The sequence below is a fragment of the Agrobacterium sp. El2ro-1b genome (assembly GCF_048298475.1).
Lineage (GTDB): Bacteria > Pseudomonadota > Alphaproteobacteria > Rhizobiales > Rhizobiaceae > Agrobacterium > Agrobacterium fabrum.
On sequence record NZ_CP103458.1, the window covers coordinates 1,063,648 to 1,088,964 of the forward strand.

At 58.8% G+C, this 25,317-nt stretch carries 26 protein-coding genes; 19 read left to right on the plus strand and 7 right to left on the minus strand.

Translation table 11 applies throughout. The features are described from left to right. Positions 1–85: 85 nt before the first annotated feature. Positions 86–820 (plus strand): GntR family transcriptional regulator, encoded by a 735-nt coding sequence (locus tag NYR50_RS05260; RefSeq protein ID WP_418136989.1) that lies wholly within the window; start codon positions 86–88, stop codon positions 818–820. A 155-nt stretch (positions 821–975) separates the two neighbouring features. Then, positions 976–2,391, plus strand: a complete 1,416-nt coding sequence (ligM, locus tag NYR50_RS05265) for a vanillate/3-O-methylgallate O-demethylase (protein WP_418136990.1) — start codon at positions 976–978, stop codon at positions 2,389–2,391. A 199-nt stretch (positions 2,392–2,590) separates the two neighbouring features. Here ligM and NYR50_RS05270 read toward each other — a convergent pair whose 3' ends face one another. Continuing rightward, positions 2,591–3,466, minus strand: coding sequence for a 4-hydroxyphenyl-beta-ketoacyl-CoA hydrolase (locus tag NYR50_RS05270; protein ID WP_006312491.1), 876 nt, complete (start codon positions 3,464–3,466; stop codon positions 2,591–2,593). Beyond that, positions 3,456–3,935, minus strand: a complete 480-nt coding sequence (locus tag NYR50_RS05275; protein WP_418136991.1) for a MarR family winged helix-turn-helix transcriptional regulator — start codon at positions 3,933–3,935, stop codon at positions 3,456–3,458. Before NYR50_RS05275 ends, NYR50_RS05270 begins: the two co-directional genes overlap by 11 nt. A 313-nt stretch (positions 3,936–4,248) precedes the next feature. Here NYR50_RS05275 and NYR50_RS05280 point away from each other — a divergent pair, with 313 nt between their 5' ends. The 12 genes from NYR50_RS05280 to lipA all read left to right on the plus strand — a co-directional run bounded on the left by NYR50_RS05280 (position 4,249) and on the right by lipA (position 15,847). Then, positions 4,249–5,097 (plus strand): VOC family protein, encoded by an 849-nt coding sequence (locus NYR50_RS05280; protein ID WP_418136992.1) that lies wholly within the window; start codon positions 4,249–4,251, stop codon positions 5,095–5,097. Beyond that, on the plus strand, positions 5,097–5,942 hold the full coding sequence (kdsA, locus tag NYR50_RS05285; protein ID WP_418137257.1) for a 3-deoxy-8-phosphooctulonate synthase: 846 nt from the start codon (positions 5,097–5,099) through the stop codon (positions 5,940–5,942). Before NYR50_RS05280 ends, kdsA begins: the two co-directional genes overlap by 1 nt. A gap of 136 nt (positions 5,943–6,078) precedes the next feature. Then, positions 6,079–7,353: a phosphopyruvate hydratase gene (gene eno, locus NYR50_RS05290; protein WP_418136993.1), complete on the plus strand. Its 1,275-nt coding sequence runs from the start codon at positions 6,079–6,081 to the stop codon at positions 7,351–7,353. A gap of 317 nt (positions 7,354–7,670) precedes the next feature. Beyond that, complete coding sequence (locus NYR50_RS05295) at positions 7,671–7,988, plus strand: FtsB family cell division protein (RefSeq protein WP_174008358.1); 318 nt, start codon at positions 7,671–7,673, stop codon at positions 7,986–7,988. Between the two features lie 153 nt (positions 7,989–8,141). Next, entirely contained in the window at positions 8,142–9,185 is a 1,044-nt protein-coding gene (gene pdhA / locus NYR50_RS05300) for a pyruvate dehydrogenase (acetyl-transferring) E1 component subunit alpha (RefSeq protein ID WP_174008359.1), read from the plus strand. A 17-nt stretch (positions 9,186–9,202) separates the two neighbouring features. Beyond that, entirely contained in the window at positions 9,203–10,624 is a 1,422-nt protein-coding gene (locus NYR50_RS05305) for a pyruvate dehydrogenase complex E1 component subunit beta (RefSeq protein WP_418136994.1), read from the plus strand. Between the two features lie 12 nt (positions 10,625–10,636). Continuing rightward, entirely contained in the window at positions 10,637–10,921 is a 285-nt protein-coding gene (locus NYR50_RS05310; protein ID WP_418136995.1) for a hypothetical protein, read from the plus strand. Between the two features lie 2 nt (positions 10,922–10,923). After that, positions 10,924–12,282: a pyruvate dehydrogenase complex dihydrolipoamide acetyltransferase gene (locus tag NYR50_RS05315; RefSeq protein ID WP_418136996.1), complete on the plus strand. Its 1,359-nt coding sequence runs from the start codon at positions 10,924–10,926 to the stop codon at positions 12,280–12,282. 12 nt (positions 12,283–12,294) lie between these two features. Then, the gene (locus tag NYR50_RS05320) at positions 12,295–12,939 is read left to right on the plus strand and encodes an SGNH/GDSL hydrolase family protein (protein WP_418136997.1); all 645 of its coding nucleotides are present in this window, start codon (positions 12,295–12,297) and stop codon (positions 12,937–12,939) included. Positions 12,940–12,999: 60 nt separating this feature from the next. Then, positions 13,000–14,445 (plus strand): dihydrolipoyl dehydrogenase, encoded by a 1,446-nt coding sequence (gene lpdA, locus NYR50_RS05325; RefSeq protein ID WP_418136998.1) that lies wholly within the window; start codon positions 13,000–13,002, stop codon positions 14,443–14,445. An 80-nt stretch (positions 14,446–14,525) separates the two neighbouring features. Then, complete coding sequence (locus tag NYR50_RS05330) at positions 14,526–14,774, plus strand: GlsB/YeaQ/YmgE family stress response membrane protein (protein WP_121690273.1); 249 nt, start codon at positions 14,526–14,528, stop codon at positions 14,772–14,774. A gap of 104 nt (positions 14,775–14,878) precedes the next feature. Beyond that, positions 14,879–15,847 (plus strand): lipoyl synthase, encoded by a 969-nt coding sequence (gene lipA, locus NYR50_RS05335; RefSeq protein WP_418136999.1) that lies wholly within the window; start codon positions 14,879–14,881, stop codon positions 15,845–15,847. Positions 15,848–16,051: 204 nt separating this feature from the next. On the opposite strand, the gene NYR50_RS05340 is transcribed toward lipA, so the two are convergent. From NYR50_RS05340 to NYR50_RS05350, 3 genes are all read right to left on the minus strand, one after another. Then, entirely contained in the window at positions 16,052–16,984 is a 933-nt protein-coding gene (locus NYR50_RS05340) for a DMT family transporter (protein WP_418137000.1), read from the minus strand. A 357-nt stretch (positions 16,985–17,341) separates the two neighbouring features. Further along, positions 17,342–18,076 carry an AraC family transcriptional regulator gene (locus NYR50_RS05345; protein ID WP_418137001.1) on the minus strand — a complete coding sequence of 245 codons (735 nt, stop codon included), beginning with the start codon at positions 18,074–18,076 and terminating at the stop codon, positions 17,342–17,344. A 128-nt stretch (positions 18,077–18,204) separates the two neighbouring features. Next, positions 18,205–18,381 (minus strand): hypothetical protein, encoded by a 177-nt coding sequence (locus tag NYR50_RS05350; protein ID WP_006315364.1) that lies wholly within the window; start codon positions 18,379–18,381, stop codon positions 18,205–18,207. Positions 18,382–18,630: 249 nt separating this feature from the next. On the opposite strand from NYR50_RS05350, the gene NYR50_RS05355 reads away from it, so the two are divergent. Together NYR50_RS05355 and NYR50_RS05360 are read left to right on the plus strand one after the other, a co-directional pair. Next, positions 18,631–19,200, plus strand: a complete 570-nt coding sequence (locus NYR50_RS05355; protein ID WP_418137002.1) for an AAA family ATPase — start codon at positions 18,631–18,633, stop codon at positions 19,198–19,200. Between the two features lie 9 nt (positions 19,201–19,209). After that, positions 19,210–19,665 carry a type II toxin-antitoxin system RatA family toxin gene (locus NYR50_RS05360; protein ID WP_174008367.1) on the plus strand — a complete coding sequence of 152 codons (456 nt, stop codon included), beginning with the start codon at positions 19,210–19,212 and terminating at the stop codon, positions 19,663–19,665. Here the strand turns inward: NYR50_RS05360 and NYR50_RS05365 are convergent. Further along, the gene (locus NYR50_RS05365) at positions 19,647–20,156 is read right to left on the minus strand and encodes a CinA family protein (protein WP_418137003.1); all 510 of its coding nucleotides are present in this window, start codon (positions 20,154–20,156) and stop codon (positions 19,647–19,649) included. The two genes, NYR50_RS05360 and NYR50_RS05365, sit on opposite strands and share 19 nt — an antisense overlap. Next, positions 20,153–21,340 carry a bifunctional 2-C-methyl-D-erythritol 4-phosphate cytidylyltransferase/2-C-methyl-D-erythritol 2,4-cyclodiphosphate synthase gene (locus tag NYR50_RS05370; RefSeq protein ID WP_418137258.1) on the minus strand — a complete coding sequence of 396 codons (1,188 nt, stop codon included), beginning with the start codon at positions 21,338–21,340 and terminating at the stop codon, positions 20,153–20,155. The genes NYR50_RS05365 and NYR50_RS05370 overlap by 4 nt, the downstream gene beginning before the upstream one ends. Before the next feature lie 276 nt (positions 21,341–21,616). Between NYR50_RS05370 and dusB the strand changes: the two genes are divergently transcribed. The 3 genes from dusB to ntrC are packed head-to-tail and all read left to right on the plus strand — an operon-like array spanning position 21,617 to position 25,226. Next, entirely contained in the window at positions 21,617–22,633 is a 1,017-nt protein-coding gene (gene dusB / locus NYR50_RS05375) for a tRNA dihydrouridine synthase DusB (protein ID WP_418137004.1), read from the plus strand. Continuing rightward, the gene (locus NYR50_RS05380) at positions 22,630–23,778 is read left to right on the plus strand and encodes a two-component system sensor histidine kinase NtrB (RefSeq protein WP_418137005.1); all 1,149 of its coding nucleotides are present in this window, start codon (positions 22,630–22,632) and stop codon (positions 23,776–23,778) included. Before dusB ends, NYR50_RS05380 begins: the two co-directional genes overlap by 4 nt. Continuing rightward, the gene (gene ntrC, locus NYR50_RS05385) at positions 23,775–25,226 is read left to right on the plus strand and encodes a nitrogen regulation protein NR(I) (protein ID WP_418137006.1); all 1,452 of its coding nucleotides are present in this window, start codon (positions 23,775–23,777) and stop codon (positions 25,224–25,226) included. The genes NYR50_RS05380 and ntrC overlap by 4 nt, the downstream gene beginning before the upstream one ends. Positions 25,227–25,317: the final 91 nt, after the last annotated feature.

Here is a 25,317-nt window from a genome sequence, read left to right on the forward strand (position 1 = left end):
TGCTAATGTATGCATGGCATGTCGATTGAATAAGCGTGCTCGACGCCGTTGATGGCGGCGCTCCGGTGGATGGAAGGGGTGAGGTATGAAGCAGGTGGATGCTGCGACACATGGCGGCCGGGCGGTGATCGAGCTCAGGGAAAAAATCCTGAGTGGCGAATTGCCGGGCGGCATGCGGCTCTTCGAAGTGTCGACCGCCGAGCTTCTGGATATTTCCCGAACTCCGGTGCGCGAAGCGCTGTCACGCCTCACGGAAGAAGGTTTGCTTAATCGTCTGCCGGGCGGCGGATTTGTTGTGCGTCGCTTTGGCTTTGCGGATGTCGTGGATGCCATTGAAGTCCGTGGCGTCATGGAGGGAACGGCAGCGCGGCTTGCCGCTGAGCGCGGTGTCTCGAAAGTGGCGCTGGAGGAGATCGGCGCCACCGTGCAGCAATTGGACCTGTGCTTCGGTGATCGTGTCGATGACGTCGATTTCGATGGTTACGCAGCGCTCAATCGGATTTTTCATCATCAACTGGCGGCGCTCTGCGGTAGTGAGTTGATTCGCCGCGAGGTCGAGCGCGCAAGCTCCCTGCCTTTTGCGTCTCCCTCGGCCTTTCTGCCCGACAAGGCGAATATTGGCGCCTTTCGCCGCTCGCTGCGAGGTGCGCAGGAGCAGCACAAGGCGATAGTCGCGGCAATCGTGGCGCGGGAAGGTGCGCGCGCGGAGGCTGTCGCGCGGGAGCATTCCCGCACAGCACGCACCAATCTTGAATACATGATCCGCGAAGCGCCCGAACTGATTGCGCAGGTTCCGGGTCTCGCACTCATCAGCGACTAAGCGGCGGAAATCGCTGGAAATCCAGGGGTGGCGCCTTTTGGCGCCGCCTTTATTTTTGTCGATACTCTCCCTGACGCGGTAATTTTGCGCTTGCAATTTATTGACGCGCAGCGTTTCATGTATACATCAATGCGATTGCCAGGGAGGAGATGACAATGGCAAATTCCAGTCTGACCGAGGTTTTGAAGCAATATCCGAACCCCGTTGAAATGCTCCGCAACTCAAAAATCGGGATGTATGTATACCCGGTTGTCGCCGGTGAGTTCAGCAACTGGCGTTCTGAGCAGGCCGCCTGGCGCGAGGGTGCCGTGTTGTTTGACCAGTCCCACCACATGGACGAATTGATCGTTGAAGGGCCCGATGCGGAGAAATTCCTTGCCTATCACGGCATCAACTCCTTTTCGAATTTCCATCTCAACCGCGCCAAGCATTTCGTTCCGGTAACGCCTGATGGTCACGTCATTGGTGACCACATCATCTTCCGCGAGCGTCAGGACAAGTTCATCCTCGTCGGCCGCGCTCCGACCTCGAGCTGGCTGATGTTCTGCGCTGCCTATGGTAAGTGGAATGTGCGCATCAAGCACGATCCGCGGTCTCCGTCACGGCCGGAAGGCGAGCGTGTGCTTCGCACCCATTATCGCTACCAGATCCAGGGTCCGGATGCGCCGAAGATCTTCGAGAAGATGAATGGCGGGCCGATACCGGATATCAAGTTCTTCCATGTAGACTGGATCAATATCGGCTCGAAGAAGGTACAGGCGCTGCGTCACGGCATGTCCGGCGCGCCCGGTCTGGAAGTATGGGGACCGTATGAGGACAAGAGCTACATCCTGTCCTGCATCCTCGAGGCAGCCAAACAGGCCGGCGTCAATCTCGTGCGCTGCGGCAGCCGGGCCTATTCCACCAACACGCTCGAATCGGGCTGGATCCCGTCGCCTCTGCCGGGCATTTACACTGGCGATGGCATGTTGAAGGATTATCGCGACTGGCTGGGCGCGGATAGCTACGAGGCCACGGGCGCGATCGGTGGAAGCTTCGTTTCTGAGAATATCGAGGACTATTACGTCAATCCGTTCGAACTCGGTTACGACTTCTATATCGGTTGGAAGAAGGACGATTTCATCGGCAAGTCGGCACTTGAGGCCATGAAGGGCAAAACGCATCGCAAGAAGGTGACCTTCGAATGGAATGCGGAGGATGTCGTCGACGTCATCGCCTCAGCCTTCCGCCCTGGCGAAGATCATTACAAGTGGATCGATTTCCCGCAGGCCAATTACGCTTCGACTGGCGCAGACCTTATCCTGAAGGGCGGCAAACATGTGGGGATGTCGATGTTCACCGGCTATTCCTATAATGAGCGCTGCATATTGTCGCTCGGCATCGTCGACAATGACATCCAGATCGGCGACGTTCTCACGCTTGTCTGGGGCGAGCCAGATGGCGGCTCCGCCAAGACCTCGACGGAGCGCCACAAGCAGAAGGAAATCCGCGTCCGCGTTTCAGAAACGCCTTACGCCGCGGAAGCACGCGACAACTACGCCGACAGCTGGCGCACCAAAAAGGCGTCCTGAGAAGGCTCTCTCTGTCCGCGCCCGTTCGCGCTGCACCATATGAAGCGATCAAAAACAACAAGGCCCGCCGGAACCGGTGGGCCTTTGCTATTGTGAAAAGCAGGAACGCGGCGTCGCTATCAAAATCTCAAGGATGCGTTTCTTTCAAAAAAGCCCCGGCTCGATGCCGAGGCTTGAATCTCTGCTTTGCAGACTGAGGCTACAGTTTCAGCAGCCTGCGCGCATTTTCCTTGAGGATGAGCGGACGAACTTCGTCCTTTATCGGAATATTGGCGAAGTCATTGAGCCAGCGCTCCGGCGTCATTGCCGGCCAATCCGAGCCGAACAGCATTTTGTGTTTCAGGAGCGAATTGGCATATTGCACCAGGATCGGCGGGAAATATTTCGGCGACCAGCCGGACATGTCGATATAGACATTCGGCTTGTGGGTGGCGACTGACAGCGCCTCTTCCTGCCAGGGGAAAGAAGGATGTGCGAGGATGATCGGCATGTCGGGAAAATCCACCGCCACATCATCGAGATGGATCGGGTTCGAAAATTTGAGCCGCATTGCCATGCCGCCGCGAAGACCAGCGCCAACGCCGGTCTGCCCGGTGTGAAAAAGCGTAATCGCGCCTTCCTCGGCAATGGCTTCGTAAAGTGGATAGGCCATCCGGTCATTCGGGTAAAAACCCTGCATCGTCGGATGGAATTTGAAACCCTTTACCCCGAATTCGCGCACAAGCCGTCGTGCCTCGCGCGCGCCGGCCTTGCCCTTGGCGGGATCGATCGACGCGAAAGGGATCATGATATCGCTGTTCTCGGCGGCGATCTTCGCCACCTCTTCATTTTCGTAACGTCGAAAACCGGTCTCCCGCTCCGCGTCGACCGGAAAGATCACACAGCCGATCTTGCGCTCACGGTAATAGGCGGCGGTTTCCTGCACGGTCGGCAACATGCCTTTGTGGCCGGCGGGATTCTTGAAATATTTCGCCATGCCCGCCTGAAATTCATCGTAACCATCGTCGCGCGGACCGCAGCAGGGCTCCTCCGCATGGGTATGCACGTCGATGGCAATAAGTTCATCAATATTCACGGCCTGTTTCTCCCAAATTCATGCCTAGAAATTTATGCAGCAGGACAATGAACTGATCGCGCTCGGCATTGGTCAGGCCTGCGCCGAGCGTTGCCTCATGCGAAAAGAACCATTCGCTTTCCTTGCGCACATGCGCCACGCCTTCGGCCGTCAATGTCAGCTCGATGGCCCTGCGGTCATCGTCCGGAACGCGGCGGGTCACGAGGCTCCTGTCTTCGAAGGCGCGGATCAGCTTGGTCATATGGGCGCGCTTGATCATCAGCCGCTGGCCGAGCGCCGTCTGGCGAATGCCGGGATTGTGCATGATGACGAAAAGCACTGAGAATTCGCCCGGCCGCATGCCGGATTCACCAAGTGCGGTGAAGAAATCATCGTAGGTCTTGAGCTGCGCCAGGCGGATGAGAAATCCAAGCGCTGTCTCCAGCCGGTCGATATTGACGTCCATCGTCTTGCGGGGGAGGTGGTCCATGATGTTTCCGTTTCATGCTTCGCCAAATTTGCCGCGTGTCTCAAAAAGAGCGCGACCGGCGTCATCATATCGTTCGCATGAGGCGCCATCAAACCCGACAATCTGTTCGGAAAATCTACAAATAGATTGTTTACAAGTCAACAATTATACCATCAGACAGAATTATGCAGGCGATACCCGGCCACGAAATAACACCTCTCCTCCGGCGAACGGTTTGCCTCGCCGTTTTCCGCGTGCTTTTCTGGTGCCAGACAATGCCTCCTCCTGACGAAGGGCCTTTCCATTGAGTCCTCACCACATAGATCATCTCGTATTGCCGGTTGCACAGATCGACATCGCCACCGCGCGGCTTGCAAATCTCGGCTTCACCGTTGCGCCTTTGGCGGTTCATCCTTTCGGCACAGCGAATGCCTGTGTGTTCCTTACCGATGGCACCTATCTGGAGCCGCTCGCAGTTAATGACCCGGCTAAATATGGTGAGTCCGCTGACAGAGGTGACGTATTCACCGGCAGGGACAGAGCCTTTCGTGAGAGCCTTGGCCCGGAAGGCTTCTCGGCTCTCGTTGCCAGGAGTGGCGATGCTTTCGCTGATCATCAACGGTTCGTCACGGCGGGCCTGTCGGCGGGTGATCTTTTTGAATTTTCGCGGCCGGTTCAGATGCCGGATGGTTCCCGCAGCGAAGCGGCATTCCGGCTGACTTTTGCGGCAAGCGGGGCGGCGGCGGATTTTTTCCTGTTCGGCTGCCAGCGGCTGAAGGCCTTGCCGGGAGACCGCGCGGAGCTGGAGCGGCATGCCAACGCTGTCAAGGGGCTCCGCGAGATCGTGCTGTTTTCTGGCGGAGATGCGAAGGCGGCTCGCCTGATCGAGACGGTGTTTGACTGTGAATCCGCGATGTCTCCGGGCGGAGATATGATTTTCGCAACCGGCAATGCCAGGATCAGATTGACCGATAAGCCGGCCTTCGCCGGCCTTGATCTGAATACTTCAAATCGGGGTGACGGTGGGCTGCGCGGCGCAGGCATCGTCTTCTCCGTCACCGATCTTGCCGTGACAGCGGCAGTACTTGCTGCTAATGGCGTCTCCAGCATGGAAGCGGGCGGCCGGCTGGTGGTGCCCGCAGCACCCGGTCAGGGCGTCGCCTTCGCCTTCGAGGAAATATGATGAGCGTTACGAACAATCTCAAAGTCACCGCCGGCGATGGTGCCAGCAAGGTCTCCTTCTGCAATAGCGAGCGTTTTTCGCTGATTGCCGGCCCCTGCCAGATGGAAAGCCGTGACCATGCCTTCATGATTGCCGGCGTGCTCAAGGAACTGTGCGACAGTCTGGGCATCGGCCTCGTTTACAAATCCTCCTTCGACAAGGCCAACCGCACCTCGCTTTCCGGCAAGCGCGGCATCGGTCTTGACAGCGCGATGCAGATTTTTGCCGATCTCAAGAAGGAATTCGGCTTTCCGGTTCTGAGCGATATTCACACCGAGGAACAATGCGCCATCGTTTCCGAAGTGGTGGATGTGCTGCAGATCCCGGCCTTCCTCAGCCGCCAGACCGACCTTCTCGTTGCCGCCGCCAAAACCGGCCGCGTTATCAATGTCAAAAAAGGGCAATTCCTGGCGCCCTGGGACATGAAGAACGTGCTGGCCAAGCTGAATGAAAGCGGCAACCCGAATGTGCTGCTCTGCGAGCGCGGCGCGTCCTTCGGTTACAACACGCTGGTCTCCGACATGCGTTCGCTGCCGATCATGGCTTCACTCGGTGCGCCTGTTGTCTTCGACGCCACCCATTCGGTGCAGCAGCCGGGCGGGCAGGGCGGTTCCACCGGTGGCCAGCGTGAATTCGTAGAGACTTTGGCACGGGCGGCGGTGGCTGTCGGCGTAGCCGGTCTCTTCATCGAGACCCACGAGGACCCGGACAATGCGCCTTCCGATGGCCCCAACATGGTCCACCTGAAAGACATGCCGAAACTGCTGGAAAAGCTTCTGGCCTTCGACGCCATCACCAAAGCCTGACGCAGTGCGTTCGGTTTGTGCCAATCGATTTTAATGGCGGGCGCTCCGTTTCTGCCGCCCGCCGTCATTGTAATTTCTTCGTCATCGTCTAAGACAGGCGACGGAAAATATCTGTTCCATTCCCAAGGGAGAGACCATGACTGCCATTACCGATATCATCGCGCGCGAAATCCTCGACAGCCGCGGCAACCCGACCGTTGAAGTCGATGTTTACCTCGAAGACGGCTCCATGGGCCGTGCGGCCGTTCCGTCCGGCGCCTCCACCGGCGCGCATGAGGCGGTTGAGCTGCGCGATGGCGGCAAGCGTTATCTCGGCAAGGGCGTGGAAAAGGCGGTCGAAGCCGTCAATACCGAAATCTTCGACGCCATCGGCGGTTTCGACGCTGAAAACCAGATCCAGATCGACCAGATGATGATCGCGCTCGACGGCACGCCGAACAAGTCGCGCCTCGGCGCCAACGCCATCCTCGGCGTCTCGCTTGCCATCGCCAAGGCTGCGGCCGAGGCTTCCGGCCTGCCGCTTTATCGTTATGTCGGTGGCCCGAACGCCCATCTGCTGCCGGTTCCGATGATGAACATCATCAACGGCGGCGCACATGCCGATAACCCCATCGACTTCCAGGAATTCATGATCCTGCCGGTTGGCGCGGAAAACATCCGCGAAGCCGTGCGTATGGGTTCGGAAGTGTTCCATACGCTGAAAAAAGAACTGTCCGCACAGGGCCACAACACCAATGTCGGCGACGAGGGCGGTTTTGCACCGGGTCTCGAAAGCGCGCCGGCAGCGCTCGATTTCATCATGAAGTCGATCGAAAAGGCTGGCTACCGTCCGGGTGAAGACATGTATGTCGGCCTCGACTGTGCATCGACCGAATTCTTCAAGGACGGCAAGTACGTTCTGGAAGGCGAAGGCCGCACGCTGGAGCCCGGCGCCATGGCCGAATATCTTGCCGAGCTTGTCACTAAGTACCCGATCATCTCGGTTGAAGATGGCATGGCCGAAGATGACTGGGAAGGCTGGAAGACGCTGACCGATCTCGTTGGCAACAAATGCCAGCTCGTTGGCGACGATCTCTTCGTCACCAACTCCGCGCGTCTTCGCGACGGGATCAAGATGGGCGTTGCAAACTCCATCCTCGTCAAGGTCAACCAGATCGGTTCGCTTTCCGAGACGCTGGATGCGGTTGAGACGGCGCACAAGGCCGGTTACACCGCTGTCATGTCGCACCGCTCTGGCGAGACGGAAGATTCCACCATCGCCGATCTCGCTGTCGCCACCAACTGCGGTCAGATCAAGACCGGCTCGCTTGCCCGTTCCGACCGGCTCGCAAAGTACAACCAGCTGATCCGCATTGAAGAGATGCTCGGTCCGCAGGCTGCTTACGCCGGCCGTTCGATCCTGCGCGGTTAATTCGCCAGGGTTTTGTGGGAGAGCTTTTCTGCCTTAAGAGCTAGTAGTATTACAGGCTAGCAGCACATTCTACGTCATCCTCGGCCTTGTGCCGAGGATCTGCCAACGTCTCGTCAATTCGATACGTAGCAGATGCTCGGGACAAGCCCGAGCATGACGGAGGAGGAGAGCTTTTCAGAACTACGTCATTGTTGAAGCCCGCCTCTCGGCGGGCTTTTTCATGTCCATTTGCCAATCGCCCGTTAAGGTCAACGGATAGTTAAACAATCCGCTTTAGTCTCAGAATCACGTTGTGCGTTTTAGGGCTTCTCTCCGGCATGTGGACCAGACATCATAAAAAAAGACGATTCGGCCGTTTGATCGTTCCGGCCATCACGATCGCTTTTCTTTCCTATTTCGGTTATCATTCCATCCATGGCGACTTCGGCCTTCAGGCGACGGAGCGGCTGGAGCGGCAGCGTTTGACCAGAACGGCTGAGCTTGCAAAGCTGACGCAGGCCCGTGTGGCGCTGGAGCGGCAGGTGGAATTGCTGAGCGACGGTTCGCTTGAACGCGACATGATCGACGAGATTTCCCGTTATCAGCTGAATATGTCCCGTTCGGACGAAATCGTCATCATGAACACATATTTCTAATTAACCTAAATCAAGTTAATTTAACATTTTTTATTGATTCACAGCATCTTAGCGTGAATATGTGCCATGCGTTTAAAGCATTGCTGCATGGCATTTTCTTGCATATGGTACGCGCCAATCTATCCATTCAAACGGCAACTCAGGGAGGGATGAATGGCGCCGCGAAAACCAGCGACCGTATCCGGCCGCAAGACCACGGCAAAGTCCGCAACCGAATTCACTGGCAAGAACAGCCCGGACTTCTCGAAGGACGAAGAGCTTCACGCCTATCGTGAAATGCTGCTCATCCGCCGTTTCGAAGAAAAGGCAGGCCAGCTTTACGGCATGGGCTTTATCGGTGGTTTCTGTCACCTCTACATCGGCCAGGAAGCCGTTGTTGTCGGCATGCAGATGTCGCAGAAGGAAGGTGATCAGGTTATCACCGCTTACCGTGACCACGGCCACATGCTTGCTTTGGGCATGAGCGCGCGTGGCGTCATGGCCGAGTTGACCGGCCGCAAGGGCGGCCTGTCGAAAGGCAAGGGCGGCTCCATGCACATGTTCTCCAAGGAGAAGCATTTTTACGGCGGCCACGGCATCGTTGGCGCGCAGGTTTCGCTTGGAACCGGTCTCGCCTTCGCCAACAAATATCGCGGCAACGACAATGTCTCCGTGACCTATTTCGGTGACGGCGCGGCAAACCAGGGCCAGGTCTACGAGAGCTTCAACATGGCTGCTCTCTGGAAGCTGCCGATCATCTATATCGTCGAGAATAACCGTTACGCGATGGGCACCTCGACCGCCCGCGCCACCGCCCAGTCCAACTATTCGCTGCGCGGCCAGTCCTTCGGCATTCCCGGCGTTCAGGTGGATGGCATGGATGTGCGCGCCGTCAAGGCCGCCGCTGACCAGGCGCTGGAACATTGCCGTTCCGGCAAGGGTCCGATCATCCTGGAAATGCTGACCTACCGTTACCGTGGCCACTCCATGTCGGACCCGGCGAAATACCGCTCCAAGGATGAAGTGCAGAAGATGCGCTCCGAACATGACCCGATCGAGCAGGTCAAGGCACGGCTTCTGGACCATGGCTGGGCAAGCGAAGACGAATTGAAGGCCATCGACAAGGATGTCCGTGATATCGTCGCCGACAGCGCCGACTTCGCCCAGAACGACCCCGAGCCGGATGTATCCGAGCTCTACACCGATATTCTGCTCTGATCGGGAAAGGGAAACCCATGCCTGTAGAAATTCTTATGCCCGCCCTTTCCCCGACCATGGAGGAAGGCACGCTTTCCAAGTGGCTTAAAAAGGAAGGCGACAAGGTCACCTCCGGCGACGTGATTGCCGAGATCGAGACCGACAAGGCGACCATGGAAGTGGAAGCCGTGGATGAAGGCGTGATCGGCAAGCTGCTGATCGACGCCGGCACCGAAGGCGTCAAGGTCAATACGCCGATCGCCGTTCTCATCCAGGAAGGCGAAAGCGCCGACGACATCTCTTCCTCTGCCAAGAGGGAAGAACCGAAGGCAGAAGCTGCCAATTCCGGTTCGGACGCCGCCGGCGGCAAGACCCGCGAAGCGGCCGAAGAGCCGAGCGCTGCCAAGGAAGCCGCCAAGGTTCCCGCAGCACCCAAGATCGAAGTTGCAGCCGATCCGGATATTCCTGAAGGCACGGAAATGGTGATGACGACGGTGCGTGAAGCGCTGCGCGACGCCATGGCCGAAGAAATGCGCGCCGACGAAAAAGTCTTCGTCATGGGTGAAGAAGTCGCCGAATATCAGGGCGCCTACAAGATCACCCAAGGGCTGCTGCAGGAATTCGGTGAGCGCCGCGTCATCGACACCCCGATCACCGAGCATGGTTTTGCCGGTATCGGCGTCGGCGCTGCGATGACGGGCCTCAAGCCCATCGTCGAATTCATGACCTTCAACTTCGCCATGCAGGCGATCGACCAGATCGTCAACTCGGCGGCAAAGACGCTTTACATGTCGGGTGGCCAGATGGGTGCACCGATGGTGTTCCGTGGTCCCTCGGGCGCTGCTGCCCGCGTTGGCGCGCAGCATTCGCAATGTTACGCCGCATGGTACAGCCATATTCCGGGCCTCAAGGTCGTCATGCCTTACACGGCAGCCGACGCCAAGGGTCTTCTGAAAGCGGCTATCCGCGATCCTAACCCGGTCATCTTCCTTGAGAACGAAATTCTATACGGCCAGAGCTTCGAAGTGCCGAAGCTCGATGATTTCGTGTTGCCTATCGGCAAGGCGCGCATTCACCGCAAGGGCAAGGATGCGACCATCGTTTCCTTCGGCATTGGCATGACCTATGCCATCAAGGCTGTTGCGGAACTCGAGAAGCTCGGCATCGACGTCGAACTGATCGATCTGCGCACCATCCGTCCGATGGACCTGCCCACCGTCATCGAATCGGTCAAGAAGACCGGTCGTCTGGTGACCGTCGAGGAAGGTTTCCCGCAGTCATCGGTCGGTGACTTCATCGCCAACCAGGTCATGCGCGCCGCTTTCGATTATCTTGATGCGCCGATCCTGACGATTGCCGGCAAGGACGTTCCGATGCCTTACGCGGCGAACCTAGAAAAGCTGGCTCTGCCCAACGTCGATGAAGTCGTTCAGGCTGTCAAAACCGTCTGCTACAAGTAAGGGGAGGTGACTTTGAGTAAAATTAAACAAATCCTCCCCGCAACTGAAAATTGGTATCGTGTTCTCGGTTCCAAGGCGTCTCCTCAGTTCGAACGCGTCGTCTTTTGGGCTGTTGTCAATGACGGTGAAGGCGATGTGATTGCCGGTGTCCCACGTGAGTATATCGGCGTCATCGGCGCCGTTAGCGAATGGCTGAACGATGTCGCCGGATATATCGAAGTCTCGCCATCGCAGCTGGATCGGCTGGCGGAGCATCCTGAAGAGTTGGATCAATATAATCTCGTTTGGGGGGACTAGTCATGCCTATCAACATCACCATGCCTGCCCTTTCCCCGACGATGGAAGAGGGCAATCTGGCCAAGTGGCTGGTCAAGGAAGGCGACAAGGTCGCCCCCGGTGACGTGATCGCCGAGATCGAGACCGATAAGGCAACCATGGAAGTGGAAGCCGTCGACGAGGGCACGGTCGCCAAGCTCGTCGTTGCCGCTGGTAGCGAAGGGGTCAAGGTCAATGCCCTGATCGCCATTCTCGCCGCCGATGGCGAGGATGTGGCTGAAGCGGCAAAGGGCGGCGATGCCGCTCCTGCCAAGGCGGAAGCTCCCAAGCCGGAAGCCGCAAAGGCTGAAGCGCCGAAGGAAGAAGCTGCTCCAGTCAAGGCTGAAAAGCCGGTTGCCGATCAGGCGGCCGCATCTTCCACACCGGCCCCGGTCGCCAAATCCGGCGAGCGCATCTTCGCTTCGCCGCTTGCGCGTCGTCTTGCCAAGGAAGCCGGTCTCGACCTTTCGGCCGTCTCCGGTTCCGGCCCGCATGGCCGTATCGTCAAGACCGATGTGGAAAAGGCTGCCGCTTCCGGCGGCGCAAAGGCTGCTCCCGCCGCTGCTGCATCCGCAGGCGCACCGGCCCCGGCACTCGCCAAGGGCCAGTCCGACGAGGCCGTTCTCAAGCTGTTCGAACAGGGCTCCTACGAACTTGTGCCGCATGATGGCATGCGCAAGGTCATCGCCAAGCGTCTGGTCGAATCCAAGCAGACGGTTCCGCATTTCTACGTTTCCGTGGATTGCGAACTGGATACGCTTCTGGCGCTGCGCGCCCAGCTCAACGCCGCTGCTCCTGAAAAGGACGGTAAGCCGGCCTACAAGCTCTCGGTCAACGACATGGTGATCAAGGCGCTGGCGCTGTCGCTGCGCGATGTACCTGACGCCAACGTCTCCTGGACGGAAAGCGCCATGGTCAAGCACAAGCACGCGGATGTCGGCGTTGCCGTTTCCATTCCGGGTGGCCTGATCACGCCGATCATCCGCAAAGCGGAAGAAAAGTCGCTCTCCACCATCTCCAACGAGATGAAGGACTACGGCAAGCGCGCGAAAGAGCGCAAGCTAAAGCCCGAGGAGTATCAGGGCGGTACGACTGCCGTGTCCAACATGGGCATGATGGGCGTGAAAAGCTTCTCCGCCGTTATCAACCCGCCGCACGCCACGATCCTGGCGGTCGGTGCGGGCGAACAGCGCGCTGTCGTGAAGAACGGCGAGATCAAGATCGCCAACGTCATGACGGTCACGCTTTCCACCGACCATCGCTGCGTCGATGGCGCGCTCGGAGCCGAACTGATCGGCGCGTTCAAGCGCTACATCGAAAACCCGATGGGCATGCTGGTTTGATCGGAGAGTAACATGGTGAAGTCGGTCCTCTGCTTTGGCGATTCTCTCACCTGGGGATCAAATGCGGAAACGGGTGGCCGGCACAGCCATGACGATCTTTGGCCGAGCGTCCTGCAGAAGGCGCTCGGTCCTGACGTCCATGTGATCCACGAAGGACTGGGCGGTCGCACCACCGCTTATGACGACCACACCGGCGATTGCGACCGCAATGGCGCAAGGCTTTTGCCGACGCTGCTGCACAGCCACGCGCCGCTTGATCTCGTCATCATCATGCTCGGCACCAACGACATGAAGCCGTCGATCCATGGATCGGCCATCGTCGCGATGAGGGGTGTGGAGCGGCTGGTGAAACTTACGCGCAACCACGTCTGGCAGGTGCCGGATTGGGAAGCGCCTCACGTGCTGATCGTGGCACCGCCGCAACTATGCGAAACGGCCAATCCGTTCATGGGCGCGATCTTTCGTGATGCTATCGATGAATCGGCGATGCTGGCGTCCGTCTACAGAGACCTTGCCGATGAACTCGATTGCGGCTTTTTCGATGCCGGGTCTGTTGCCCGCACGACGCCGGTGGACGGCGTTCATCTCGATGCTGAAAACACGCGGGCCATCGGCCGCGGGCTGGAGCCCGTCGTTCGCATGATGCTCGGACTTTGACACTCATTCTGGTTTCGGGACGGCGTGCCGTCATCCGAATAAGACAAGGCAGGATTTCCTATGGCTCAATCTTATGACGTCATCATCATCGGTTCGGGACCGGGCGGTTATATTGCCGCGATCCGTGCCGCCCAGCTCGGCATGAAGGTTGCCGTCGTCGAGCGCGAGCATCTGGCGGGCATCTGCTCCAACTGGGGCTGCATTCCGACCAAAGCCCTGCTGCGCACCGCCGATGTCATGCACACCGCCACCCATGCCAAGGATTACGGTCTGACGCTGGAAGGCTCGATCAAGCCTGACGTGAAGGCAATCGTGGCGCGCTCGCGCGGCATTGCTGCGCGCATGAACAACGGCGTCGGTTTCCTGTTCAAGAAGAACAAGGTCGATATCATCTGGGGTGAAGCGAAAATCACCAAGCCCGGCGAAATCGTTGTCGGCAAGTCCACCAAGCCGGTGGTTCAGCCGCAGGGTCCGGTTCCAAAGAACACGCTGGGCGAGGGCACTTACACCGCCAAGCACATCATCGTCGCAACAGGCGCCCGCCCGCGGGCGCTGCCTGGCATCGAGCCGGACGGCAAGCTGATCTGGACCTATTTCGAGGCGATGAAGCCGGAAGAACTGCCGAAGTCGCTGCTCGTCATGGGCTCGGGCGCCATCGGCATCGAATTCGCCAGCTTCTACCGCACCATGGGCGTCGATGTTACCGTCGTCGAGATCATGAGCCAGGTCATGCCGGTCGAAGATGCAGAAATCTCTGCCTTCGCCAAGAAGCAGCTGGAAAAGCAGGGCATCAAGATTCATCTGGAGACCAAGGTTTCCAAGGTCGAGAAAGCCGCGAATTCCGTTACCGCGACGCTGGAGAAGAAGGACGGCTCGTCTGAGAAGATCACCGCTGATCGGATGATTTCGGCTGTCGGCGTCGTGGCGAATGTCGAAGGCATCGGCCTGGAGGCCGCCGGCGTGAAGACCGATCGTGGCTTCATCGTCATCGACGGTTACGGCAAGACCAATGTGCCTGGTATCTACGCCATCGGCGATGTCGTTGGCCCGCCGTTGCTCGCCCACAAGGCCGAGCACGAGGCCGTCATCTGTGTCGAAAAGATCGCCGGTCTGCCGAATGTCCACCCGATGGACAAGCTCAAGATTCCCGGCTGCACCTATTGCAACCCGCAGGTTGCCTCGGTTGGTTTGACCGAAGCCAAGGCCAAGGAACAGGGCCGCGACATCCGCGTCGGCCGCTTCTCCTTTGCGGCGAACGGCAAGGCGGTTGCGCTCGGTGAAGACCAGGGCATGGTCAAGACCATCTTCGACAAGAAGACCGGTGAGCTGCTCGGTGCCCATATGGTCGGTGCGGAAGTCACCGAACTCATTCAGGGCTTCGTCGTTGCCATGAACCTCGAGACGACGGAAGAAGATTTGATGCACACGATCTTCCCGCATCCGACCATTTCGGAATCAATGAAGGAAAGCGTGCTCGACGCTTACGGACGTGTGCTGAACGCATAAGTGTCCCGTGATGTCCGGCATTGTCTAACCTTGCCGGGTGTCCCATATGTCTCGATACTGGTTCTTTCAGGAGCGCGTGAATGGAAAGTGTAGGCTGGATTGCAGCAATCATCATCGGCGGTCTCGCCGGCTGGCTTGCGGGCAAGCTCATGGATATGCGCTTCGGCATTTTCATGAACATCGTGCTCGGCATTGTCGGCTCGGTCGTCGCGGTCTCGGTGCTTCGAGCTCTTGATGTCTTCGTGCAGGATAGCAGGCTCGGTTATTTCATCACCTCGTTCCTCGGCGCCAGCCTGTTGCTGTTTCTGGCAAAGCTGGTGCGGCGCTGAAAAGGCTTGGTGCCCGGAAGGGGCTTACGCTTTTTCTGGAATTGTTCTAAAGCATCCGGCCAACAGATGTTTAGGTCGCGAAAAGCGATGGAAGCAGGTTTTTAATGGTCACTATTCTCGACAGGTCGTCCGACGACAAGCGCATCCGCCATCCGGAAAAGGCGCATCGGCCCGATACCGAGGTTATGCGCAAACCGGAATGGATCCGCGTCAAGGCGCCGACCTCCAAGGGCTATCACGAGACGCGCGAACTGGTGCGCAGCCACAAGCTGGTAACGGTGTGTGAGGAAGCCGGCTGTCCGAATATCGGCGAGTGCTGGGAAAAGAAACACGCGACCTTTATGATCATGGGTGAAATCTGCACCCGTGCCTGCGCCTTCTGTAACGTCGCGACCGGCAAGCCCAATGCGCTTGACATGGACGAGCCTGAGAACGTCGCCAAGGCCGTCAAACAGATGGGCCTTTCACACGTCGTCATCACCTCGGTGGACCGCGACGATCTCGTCGACGGCGGTGCTGAACATTTCGAAAAGGTCATCTGGGCGATCCGTGCCGCATCTCCGACGACGACCATCGAAATCCTCACGCCCGACTTCCTGAAGAAGCCCGGTGCGCTGGAGCGTGTCGTCGCCGCCAAGCCTGACGTTTTCAACCACAACATGGAAACCGTGCCGGGCAATTACCTCACGGTTCGTCCCGGCGCGCGTTATTTCCACTCCGTGCGCCTGTTGCAGCGCGTCAAGGAACTGGACCCCACCATGTTCACCAAGTCCGGCATCATGGTCGGTCTGGGTGAAGAGCGTAACGAAGTGCTGCAATTGATGGACGATCTGCGCACCGCCGACGTGGATTTCCTGACCATCGGCCAATACCTGCAGCCGACCCGCAAGCACCACAAGGTCGAAGCCTTCGTGACGCCGGAAGAGTTCAAGTCCTACGAGACTGTGGCCTATACCAAGGGCTTCCTGATGGTGTCCTCCAGCCCGCTGACGCGTTCTTCCCACCATGCGGGCGATGATTTCGAACGCCTGCGTGCGGCCCGCGAGAAGAAGCTGCTGGCTGCTGCGGAATAAGGGACGGATAGTTCGGCAACATAGATTTCTGGATCGGGCGATATGCGCTCTCTCCACCGTCATGCTCGGGCTTGTCCCGCGCATCTGCTACCTATCGATTGTACGATACGTGATTGGATCCTCGGGACAGGCTCGAGGATGACTTGAGTGGGAGGTGAGGCTTGTGAAATAGGTCAACCGCCTGTTGCTGGCCTGCTAACCCCATCACACCACAACCTTCTCCGGCCGATGCGCCCGCATGCACAGCACGACGCTCAGCACCACCGAGCAGATCGCCACGATTTCAACAATGGTCGGCCCGCGCCCTTCCCACAGAAAACCATAAAGCAGAGCAAACAGCGTCTCGAACAGGATCATCTGCCCAACCATGGTGAGCGGCAGCATGCGGCTCATGCGGTTCCAGAAGGCATTTCCGAGAATGGAGGCGGTGAAACCGACCCCGGCGGCGATGGCGGCGAAATGCAGCCAGTCTCTCGAACTATGGCTTTCTCCGCCAAAGCCGAAGGCCGGAACGGCGAGCAGCAGGGCAAGCCCGCCCGTCACCACACCCGTCATCATATTCCAGTCATCGGCGCTGACATCGTGAAGACGCGACAGCCAGCGAGCATTGCCGACGGCAAAGGCCGTCCAGGAGGCCAGTGCCCCGAGCGCACAGGCAAGCCCGATGAGACGCGAGACATCCAGCCCCGCATCGTTTTCCGTCAGCGACTGCCAGGAAATACCGATAATGCCGATTGCGCCGAAGGCGAGCGATGGCCATAGCCGCTTTAGCGACACCGCGCCATGATCACGGCTGCCGATGATGGTGACGGCGACCGGCAGGAAACCGATGATGATCGAGGTGAAGGCGACGCCGCTCAGCTTCACCGCTGTCGAGATGAAGACATAATAGGCGATGTTACCGATCATGCTCAGCCAGCCGAGTGCAATCCATTCGCGCGCACCGAAATGGGCCGATACGCGTTTGAGGCGCGGCCCGATGATGATGAGGGAAATCAGTCCGTAAGTCAGATAACGCGCCGTCGATAGTTGCAGCGCGGAAAAATCTGGCACCAGTTTGGGCGCGAGGAATATGCCGCCCCAGAGCGCGCCCGCCAGCATGCCGTAAAAAGCCCCGAGACCTGTCCTGTTGTTCATGTCATGTCACATCCGCATTCACTTTGTCCGCGATGTGCCACAGCCCTTTGCGGCTGTCTTGACAAAAACTCCTGAGGATTTGTTCGCCGCTCTGATTGGAGTTTTTAGAGGGTTGTCCGTTTGCTGATCGAGGGTGCGTGTGGTTTACCCCCCTCTGCCCTGCCGGGCATCTCCCCCTCAAGGGGGGAGATCGGCAGGAGGCGCTATCTCCACTTCATTCTCAAGCTTAGAGATGAGCGAGACCTTGCCGCAGATCGATCTCCCCCCTTGAGGGGGAGATGCCCGGCAGGGCAGAGGGGGGTAAAGCCCCACGCATCTCAATCCGCTATAAACGGACACCCCCCGGAAAGCTCACATCTAGTGAATGCCGCGGTTCCGGCGATAGGCGGCCGGCGTTTCCCCTACCGCATTGCGCAGTGCGCGCGTCAGCGCCGTCTGGTCGGAAAAACCGGCCCTGAGCGCGATTTCCGCAATCGGCAGGCTGGATTCTCTAAGCAGCGTGCAGACCTTGTCCATACGCAACCCGGCCAGCCAACGGTGAGGCGGGAGACCGAATTCTTCGAGAAATAGCGCATGCAGGCGGCTGTCGCTGATCGACATGCAGGCCGCCAGCATGTCGATGGTCCAGGGGAAGAACGGCTCCGCCTTGACGACCGCACTGAGTTTGCGCAGGCGCAGGCGTATACCGGTTTTTTCAGTGGCTAGGCTGTCCATCAGCAGCGGCGCCCAGAGACCGGCGATATCGTCGCGCCGACCGTCGATTTTGATCAGGCCGCACATATAGGCAATCAATTGCCGTGTATCAGGCGCAATATCGAGAAACGGCACGCGTGCGAATCTCTCCAGCGTCTGCTCAGGAACGACACTTTCATCGATATCGACCACCAGCGAATGGTTGATGTCAGTCGCTTCCTGCGTGTGCGGCACATCGCGATGGATGAAGACGCCGCGCCCGGTGGAGAGTTCATCCTGCCGTCCGGCCACGTCGATCCGCAGGTGGCCGGAGACTGGAAGAACGATCTGCACGAAGCCATGCCGTTCCCTGGGTCTTTCCTGCCGGTAGGTTCTGATATCTGCCGATGCGACTGTCATGACGCTGTCGTTTCCAGTGTGCAAAGAAATGGCCGCCTCGAAAAAGCGGCCGGTTTCATTGCATGATTATGACATCGTCTTGAAGATTGGGCCAGCCGGCTTTATCGCTCGGTTATGGGAAACGGCAATTAACAGCCTTCCTTGACGGTCGATTCGCCGCGTTTGCGCTTTCGCAAAACCGGCTTGTTCTCTCTCGCCTCGCATTTGGCGACGTCGATGAGATAGGCAAGCATCGGCATTTCGTTCATCGATGCGAGTTGCTTGGCGGATTCGAGAAGGTTGATGATGTTGGAAAAATCGTCCATCGGCTCACTCAGTGGCTCAAAGCGGTTATGTATCGGGTGTGAACCCAAGGATGAATAAGCGCGGTGAAAATGGGAGGTTCCAGCGCCGTTGCATCCCATGGGTGTAATATTAGTCGCAAATAAATAGCAATCCCTGCGAGGGGGTTGCAATAGTTAAATTTCCGTAACGTCGGACGGTGGCGTCGTGCCGTTGCAGAATATTGCCCACTTTATTGGACAATCCACGGCGACGAGGATGAGGTTTATTCGATGCCGAACTATCTGGAAAACGTCAAGGATGCCGCTGCGATTATAGCGTCAGCACGCCGCATCATGGTCGTCGGCTGCTCCGGCGGTGGAAAATCAACCCTGTCGCAAAAACTCGCAGCCGCCTTCGGGCTTCGCTATATTTCCATGGACCGCGACATTTTCTGGTTGCCCGGCTGGCAGTTGCGCCCGCGCGAAGAACAGCGTCAGAGGATCGCGGCCATCATCACCGAAGACCGCTGGCTAATGGATGGCAGCAATCCGTCATCCTTCGATTTGCGTCTGCCAAGAACGGATATCGTCCTCTGGGTACGAATGCCGCGCTGGCTTTGCCTGTGGGGCGCCGTCAGCCGGATCGCGAAGGGTTATGGCAAGGCCCGGCCTGAAATGGCGGCAGGATGCCCGGAAAGAATAGACCTCGATTTCCTGCGTTATATCTGGAATTTCGAACGCCGCCATACTCCGGTCTTCGAAGAGAGTTTTGCGCTTCATGGCCCCAACGTGCCGATATTCCAGCTGAAAAGCCGAAAACAGATCCGTCGCCTTCTTGATCTTCTTGTTGTCGAGGATTAACTGCCGTTTATGCCACAGTTCGAAACGCATCGCCTTGTTAAACACTCGCCCGACCGCATGTACGACCTCGTCGCCGATGTGGAGAAATATCCGCAGTTTCTGCCGCTTTGCGAGGCGCTCTCTGTCCGCTCGCGCAAGGAACGGGATGGCAAGGTGCTGCTGGTGGCGGATATGACGGTGGGCTACAAGGCCATTCGCGAGACCTTCACCACGCAGGTGTTGTTAAACCCTGCCGAGCGCGCCATCGATGTGAAATATATCGATGGCCCGTTCAAATATCTCGATAATCGCTGGCGTTTTGAAGCGGCCGAAAATGGCGGCGCGGCCATTCATTTCTTCATCGACTATGAATTCAAGAACCGTCTGCTCGGCGCTGTCATGGGCTCGATGTTCGACCGGGCTTTCCGCATGTTTGCGGAAGCCTTCGAAACCCGTGCCGACAAAATTTACACCGACCCGGCCTGATTGAGGGCAATCAGCATCTCAAGCGCGGTCCTGACCGTCGCAAGTCGGATTTCAGTACGGCCGATATCTCCGTAACGCATTTCGTGATGCAGGAAGTTGCCGTTGCGCGCCTTGGCGGCCAGATGTACCAGCCCCACCGGTTTTTCGGCTGAGCCGCCGCCCGGGCCGGCAATGCCGGTCACCGCCACGGCAAAATTCGCACGCGAGCGGAAGAGGGCGCCATGCGCCATCTGCAATGCAGTCTGCCGGGAGACGGCACCAAATGTTATCAGCGTTTCGCTGCCAACCCCCAGCATGTCTCTCTTGGCGTCATTGGTATAGGTGACGAAACCACGGTCGACGACGGCGGAGGAACCGGCAATCTCCGTCAGCGCGCCGGCGATTAGCCCTCCGGTGCAGCTTTCCGCCGTCGAGACCATCAAGCCACGGCCGCTGAAATCGGTGATGATTCGCCGCGCCAGTTCTTCGATGTCTCCGGGGAAAAGGCTCATAGCGGTCTGCCTCGGTAGACGACGGTGGCGGTGGCGATGGCTGCTATGCCTTCCCGGCGGCCGACGAAACCGATCGTCTCATTGGTTGTCGCCTTCACCGAGCAGCGCTCCAGCGCAATGCCGAGCATGTCCGAAAGTGCTTCACGCATGGCCTGGCGATGTGGGCCGATGCGTGGCGCTTCGGCGATCAGCGAGACATCGGCATTCATGATCGTGCCGCCATTGTCGCGCACGACCTTTGCCGCATGTTCGAGGAAGATGCGCGAGGCCGCACCCTTCCATTGCGGGTCGGAAGGCGGGAAATGATCGCCGATATCACCGGCACCGCAGGTGGCGAGCAGGGCGTCCGTCAGCGCATGCAGCGCCACATCGGCATCGGAATGGCCTTTCAGTCGCTGATCGTGCTCGATGAAGATGCCGCAGAGCGTCACGCCGTCGCCGGCCTCCAGCTGGTGCACGTCGTAACCATTGCCGGTGCGCACATCGGGCAAGGCGTGGGAGAGCTTTTCATCAGCCATGGCGATATCCCGCTTGAGAGTGAGTTTCACATTATCGACCGAACCTTCGGTCAGCGTCACCGTCAGTCCCGCCCATTCGGCAATCGACGCGTCATCGGTGAAATCGGTTTTGCCGGACGCAGCGGCGGCACGATGCGCGTCGAGAATGTTGCTGTAGCTGAAACTTTGCGGTGTCTGCGCCGCATAAAGTCCCTGCCGGGAAATCGTCTCCACAACGCGATCATCCAGGCCGCGCTTCAGCGTATCGGTGACGGGCAGGGCAGGCAGAACGCCACCCGCACCCGCCCGATGCAGCGCCACGATACGCTCCAGCATGTCCGCGGCGACGAAAGGCCGTACGGCATCGTGTATCATCACATGGGTAAGGCGGTGCGACGAGAGTGCCTCAAGCCCGGCCAGTACCGATTGCTGACGTGTGGCGCCGCCCGTGACTGTGGTGATCCGCTCGCCGGCATCAAGCCGCGCAAGGATCGGTGACAGCAGGGTCGCATCGTCGGCATGGTTGACGACCACGATCGGGCAGGCGTCGTTCCAGCGCAGGAAGGTCGCCAATGTGTGCTCGATCACGGCCCTGCCGCCGATCGGGCGATATTGCTTGGGCCCTTCCTCGGGTGAGCCTGCTCTTTCACCGCGTCCAGCGGCGACGATGACGATGCCGAATTTCATAGTACTTTCCTGCATTGGTCATATGCTTTGTGTGCAACCCTTAGCGGTTGACAGTCCTGCTCTAGCGTTTCAAAACCCGGATGGCCAGCCCGATAAGACGCGCATTCGCCCCTGCATGTCGCAGGATCGATCGTCATCGCGCCTTTGAACCTGCACAAATTGCTGCCGACAGCAAAACAGGCAGGCAGCCGCCCAGCAAATAAAAGGTGCAACCCTCTAAAAGTGCTTGGCAACCGCACAAACACTGTCTAAAAATAATGCAAATAACCCTTCTGCATGAAAGATCATCATTTGCCTCTTCCGGAGTTGTCAGAACCGTTCAGCATCGGCTCAGTCACGATCCGTAATCGTGCGGTGCTGGCGCCCATGTCAGGCGTGACGGATCTGCCGTTCCGGCAATTGGCCTGGTGTTACGGCGCAGGTCTGGTCGTGACGGAAATGGTCGCCAGCCGCGAACTCGTCGCGAACAGGGGCGAATCCTGGGCACGGCTGAAAAATGCCGGCATGGTTCCGCATATGGTGCAGCTTGCCGGGCGCGAGGCGCATTTCATGGCTGAGGCCGCGAAGATCGCCGCCGATAACGGCGCCGGCATCATCGATATCAATATGGGTTGTCCGGCCAAGAAGGTGACGGGCGGTTATTCCGGCTCGGCTTTGATGCGTGATCCCGACCATGCACTGTCGTTGATCGAGGCGACGGTTAGCGCGGTTGATGTACCGGTAACGCTGAAGATGCGGCTCGGCTGGGACGAAAACACCATCAACGCGCCGGAGATCGCCCGCCGTGCCGAGGGGGCAGGTGTGCAGCTTATCACTATTCACGGCCGCACCCGCATGCAGTTTTATGAGGGACGGGCGGATTGGGACGCCATCCGCGCCGTGCGCGAGGTGATTTCCGTGCCGCTGATCGCCAATGGTGATGTGGAAACGTCCGAGGATGCGCGCGAAATCCTGCGCCGTTCCGGCGCGGACGCCGTCATGGTCGGCCGCGGCGCGCAGGGTCAGCCCTGGCTGCCGGCGGTACTCGCTGGCCATCCAGCGCCGCAGCGCGCCGATATTCCCGCCATTGCCGTCGAACATTACGAGATGATGCTGGAATTTTATGGAAGGGAAGCCGGTCTGCGGCATGCCCGCAAACATCTGGGCTGGTATCTCGACCGTTCCGCTCCTCAAATCGCCACGCCGGAAAAGGCTAGAATCATGACATCGCGTGACACGGGGGAGGTGGCGGATCTGCTGCGCTCCGCCCTGAGCGACAATGCGGATGAAGAAGCCGCAAGGAAGGCCGCATGAGCGCTGATAAACACAGCCCAGCAGATGCGAACCCGCTCGCCATGGCGGTTCTGAACGCGGTGCAGAACCCGGTCATTCTGGTGGATGGGGAAGGTTTCATTTCATTCGCCAATTGGGAAGCCGAAGCCTTTTTCGGGGCGAGCGCCTCCCATCTTGCGCGCTACCGCGTCTCCACCTTCATCCCCTTCGGCAGCCCGCTTCTGGCGCTGATCGATCAGGTGCGCGAACGCCGCGCGCCGGTCAACGAATATCGCGTTGATCTGAGTTCGCCGCGCCTCGGTCAGGACAAGCTGGTCGACCTTTATGTCGCGCCCGTCGTCAGCGAACCGGGGTCGGTTGTCGTCGTCTTCCAGGAACGGTCGATGGCCGACAAGATCGACCGTCAACTGACCCATCGCGCCGCCGCCCGCTCGGTCACCGGCCTTGCTTCGATGCTGGCGCATGAGATCAAAAATCCGCTGTCAGGTATTCGTGGCGCAGCCCAGCTGTTGGAAATGTCGGTGCCTGATGAGGACCGCGCCCTTACCCGGCTGATCTGCGACGAGACTGACCGCATCGTATCATTGGTCGATCGTATGGAAATCTTTTCCGACGAGCGGCCGGTCGACCGCGTACCGGTCAATATCCACTCCGTGCTTGATCACGTGAAGGCGATTGCCAAGGCTGGTTTTGCCCGCAACATCAAGATATCGGAGAATTATGATCCCTCGCTGCCGGCGGTCTATGCCAATCGCGATCAACTGGTGCAGGTCTTCCTCAATCTGGTGAAGAATGCAGCCGAGGCAGTTGCCAATCAGCCGGATGGTGAGGTTGTGCTGACGACCGCCTATCGCCCCGGTATACGGCTTTCGGTTGCCGGCAGCCGCGAGCGCATCTCGCTGCCGCTTGAATTCTGCGTGCATGATAATGGACCGGGAGTTCCCGCCGATCTGCTGCCGCATCTCTTCGATCCCTTCATTACCACCAAGACGAATGGTTCGGGTCTCGGGCTGGCGCTTGTCGCCAAGCTCATCGGCGCCCATGGCGGCATTGTCGAATGCGACAGCCAGAACCACCGCACGACTTTCCGCGTATTGATGCCCGTCTCGCCGGAAGTGGCGCTTGACGACAGCTCTTTGCCGAACACGACAGGAAATGACAGATGACAGCTACGATCCTCGTCGCCGATGATGATGCCGCAATCCGCACGGTACTGAACCAGGCGCTCAGCCGTGCCGGTTATGACGTGCGCATCACCTCCAATGCCGCAACGCTCTGGCGCTGGGTGTCGGCGGGTGAGGGCGATCTCGTCGTGACCGATGTCGTGATGCCGGATGAAAACGCGTTCGACCTTCTGCCGCGCATCAAAAAAGCCCGACCGGACCTGCCGGTTCTCGTCATGAGCGCGCAGAACACCTTCATGACCGCCATCAAGGCTTCGGAAAAGGGCGCTTATGATTATCTGCCCAAGCCCTTCGACCTAACGGAACTGATCGCTATCATCGGCCGCGCGCTCTCCGAGCCGAAGCGCAAGCCGGCCAAACTCGATGACGACATGCAGGACGGCATGCCGCTCGTCGGCCGCTCGGCGGCGATGCAGGAAATCTACCGTGTTCTCGCCCGGCTGATGCAGACCGATCTGACGCTGATGATCACGGGTGAATCCGGCACCGGCAAGGAGCTGGTGGCGCGCGCGCTGCATGATTACGGCAAGCGCCGTAACGGTCCCTTCGTTGCCATCAACATGGCGGCCATCCCGCGCGATCTCATCGAATCGGAACTGTTCGGCCATGAGAAGGGCGCCTTCACCGGCGCACAGAACCGCTCCACCGGCCGTTTCGAACAGGCCGAGGGCGGCACGCTGTTCCTGGATGAAATCGGCGATATGCCGATGGATGCCCAGACGCGTCTGCTGCGCGTGTTGCAGCAGGGCGAATATACCACGGTGGGCGGCCGCACGCCGATCAGGACTGATGTCCGCATCGTCGCCGCCACCAACAAGGACCTGAAGCAATCGATCAATCAGGGTCTCTTCCGCGAAGACCTCTATTATCGCCTCAACGTTGTGCCGCTGCGCCTGCCGCCGCTGCGCGATCGTGCCGAGGATATTCCTGATCTCGTCCGCCATTTCATCCAGACGGGTGAGAAAGAAGGGCTGGAGGGCAAGCGTTTCGAGACCGAGGCGCTGGAAGTCATGAAGGCCTATGCCTGGCCGGGCAACGTGCGCGAGCTGGAAAACCTGATCCGCCGCCTGATGGCGCTTTATCCGCAGGAAGTCATTACCCGCGAGATCATCGAGCAGGAATTGCAGTCGGATGTTCCCGATAGCCCGTTGGACAAGATGGCGGTTCGCACCGGTTCGCTCACCATTTCGCAGGCGGTCGAGGAGAACATGCGGGATTATTTCTCCAGCTTCGGCGATGGCCTGCCGCCGCCCGGCCTTTATGATCGCGTACTGCGCGAACTCGAATATCCGCTGATTCTCGCGGCTCTGACGGCAACCCGCGGTAACCAGATCAAGGCCGCCGATCTTCTTGGCCTCAACCGCAATACGCTGCGCAAGAAAATCCGCGAGCTCGGCGTTTCCGTCTATCGTAGTTCCCGCCCCAGCTGAGAATGTTGACAAGGCCGCAGTTGTCGTTGCATTTTCGCCACATTGTGTTGCTTGGAAAGCACTAGGAAGGATATAGATTCGCCTGATGAGG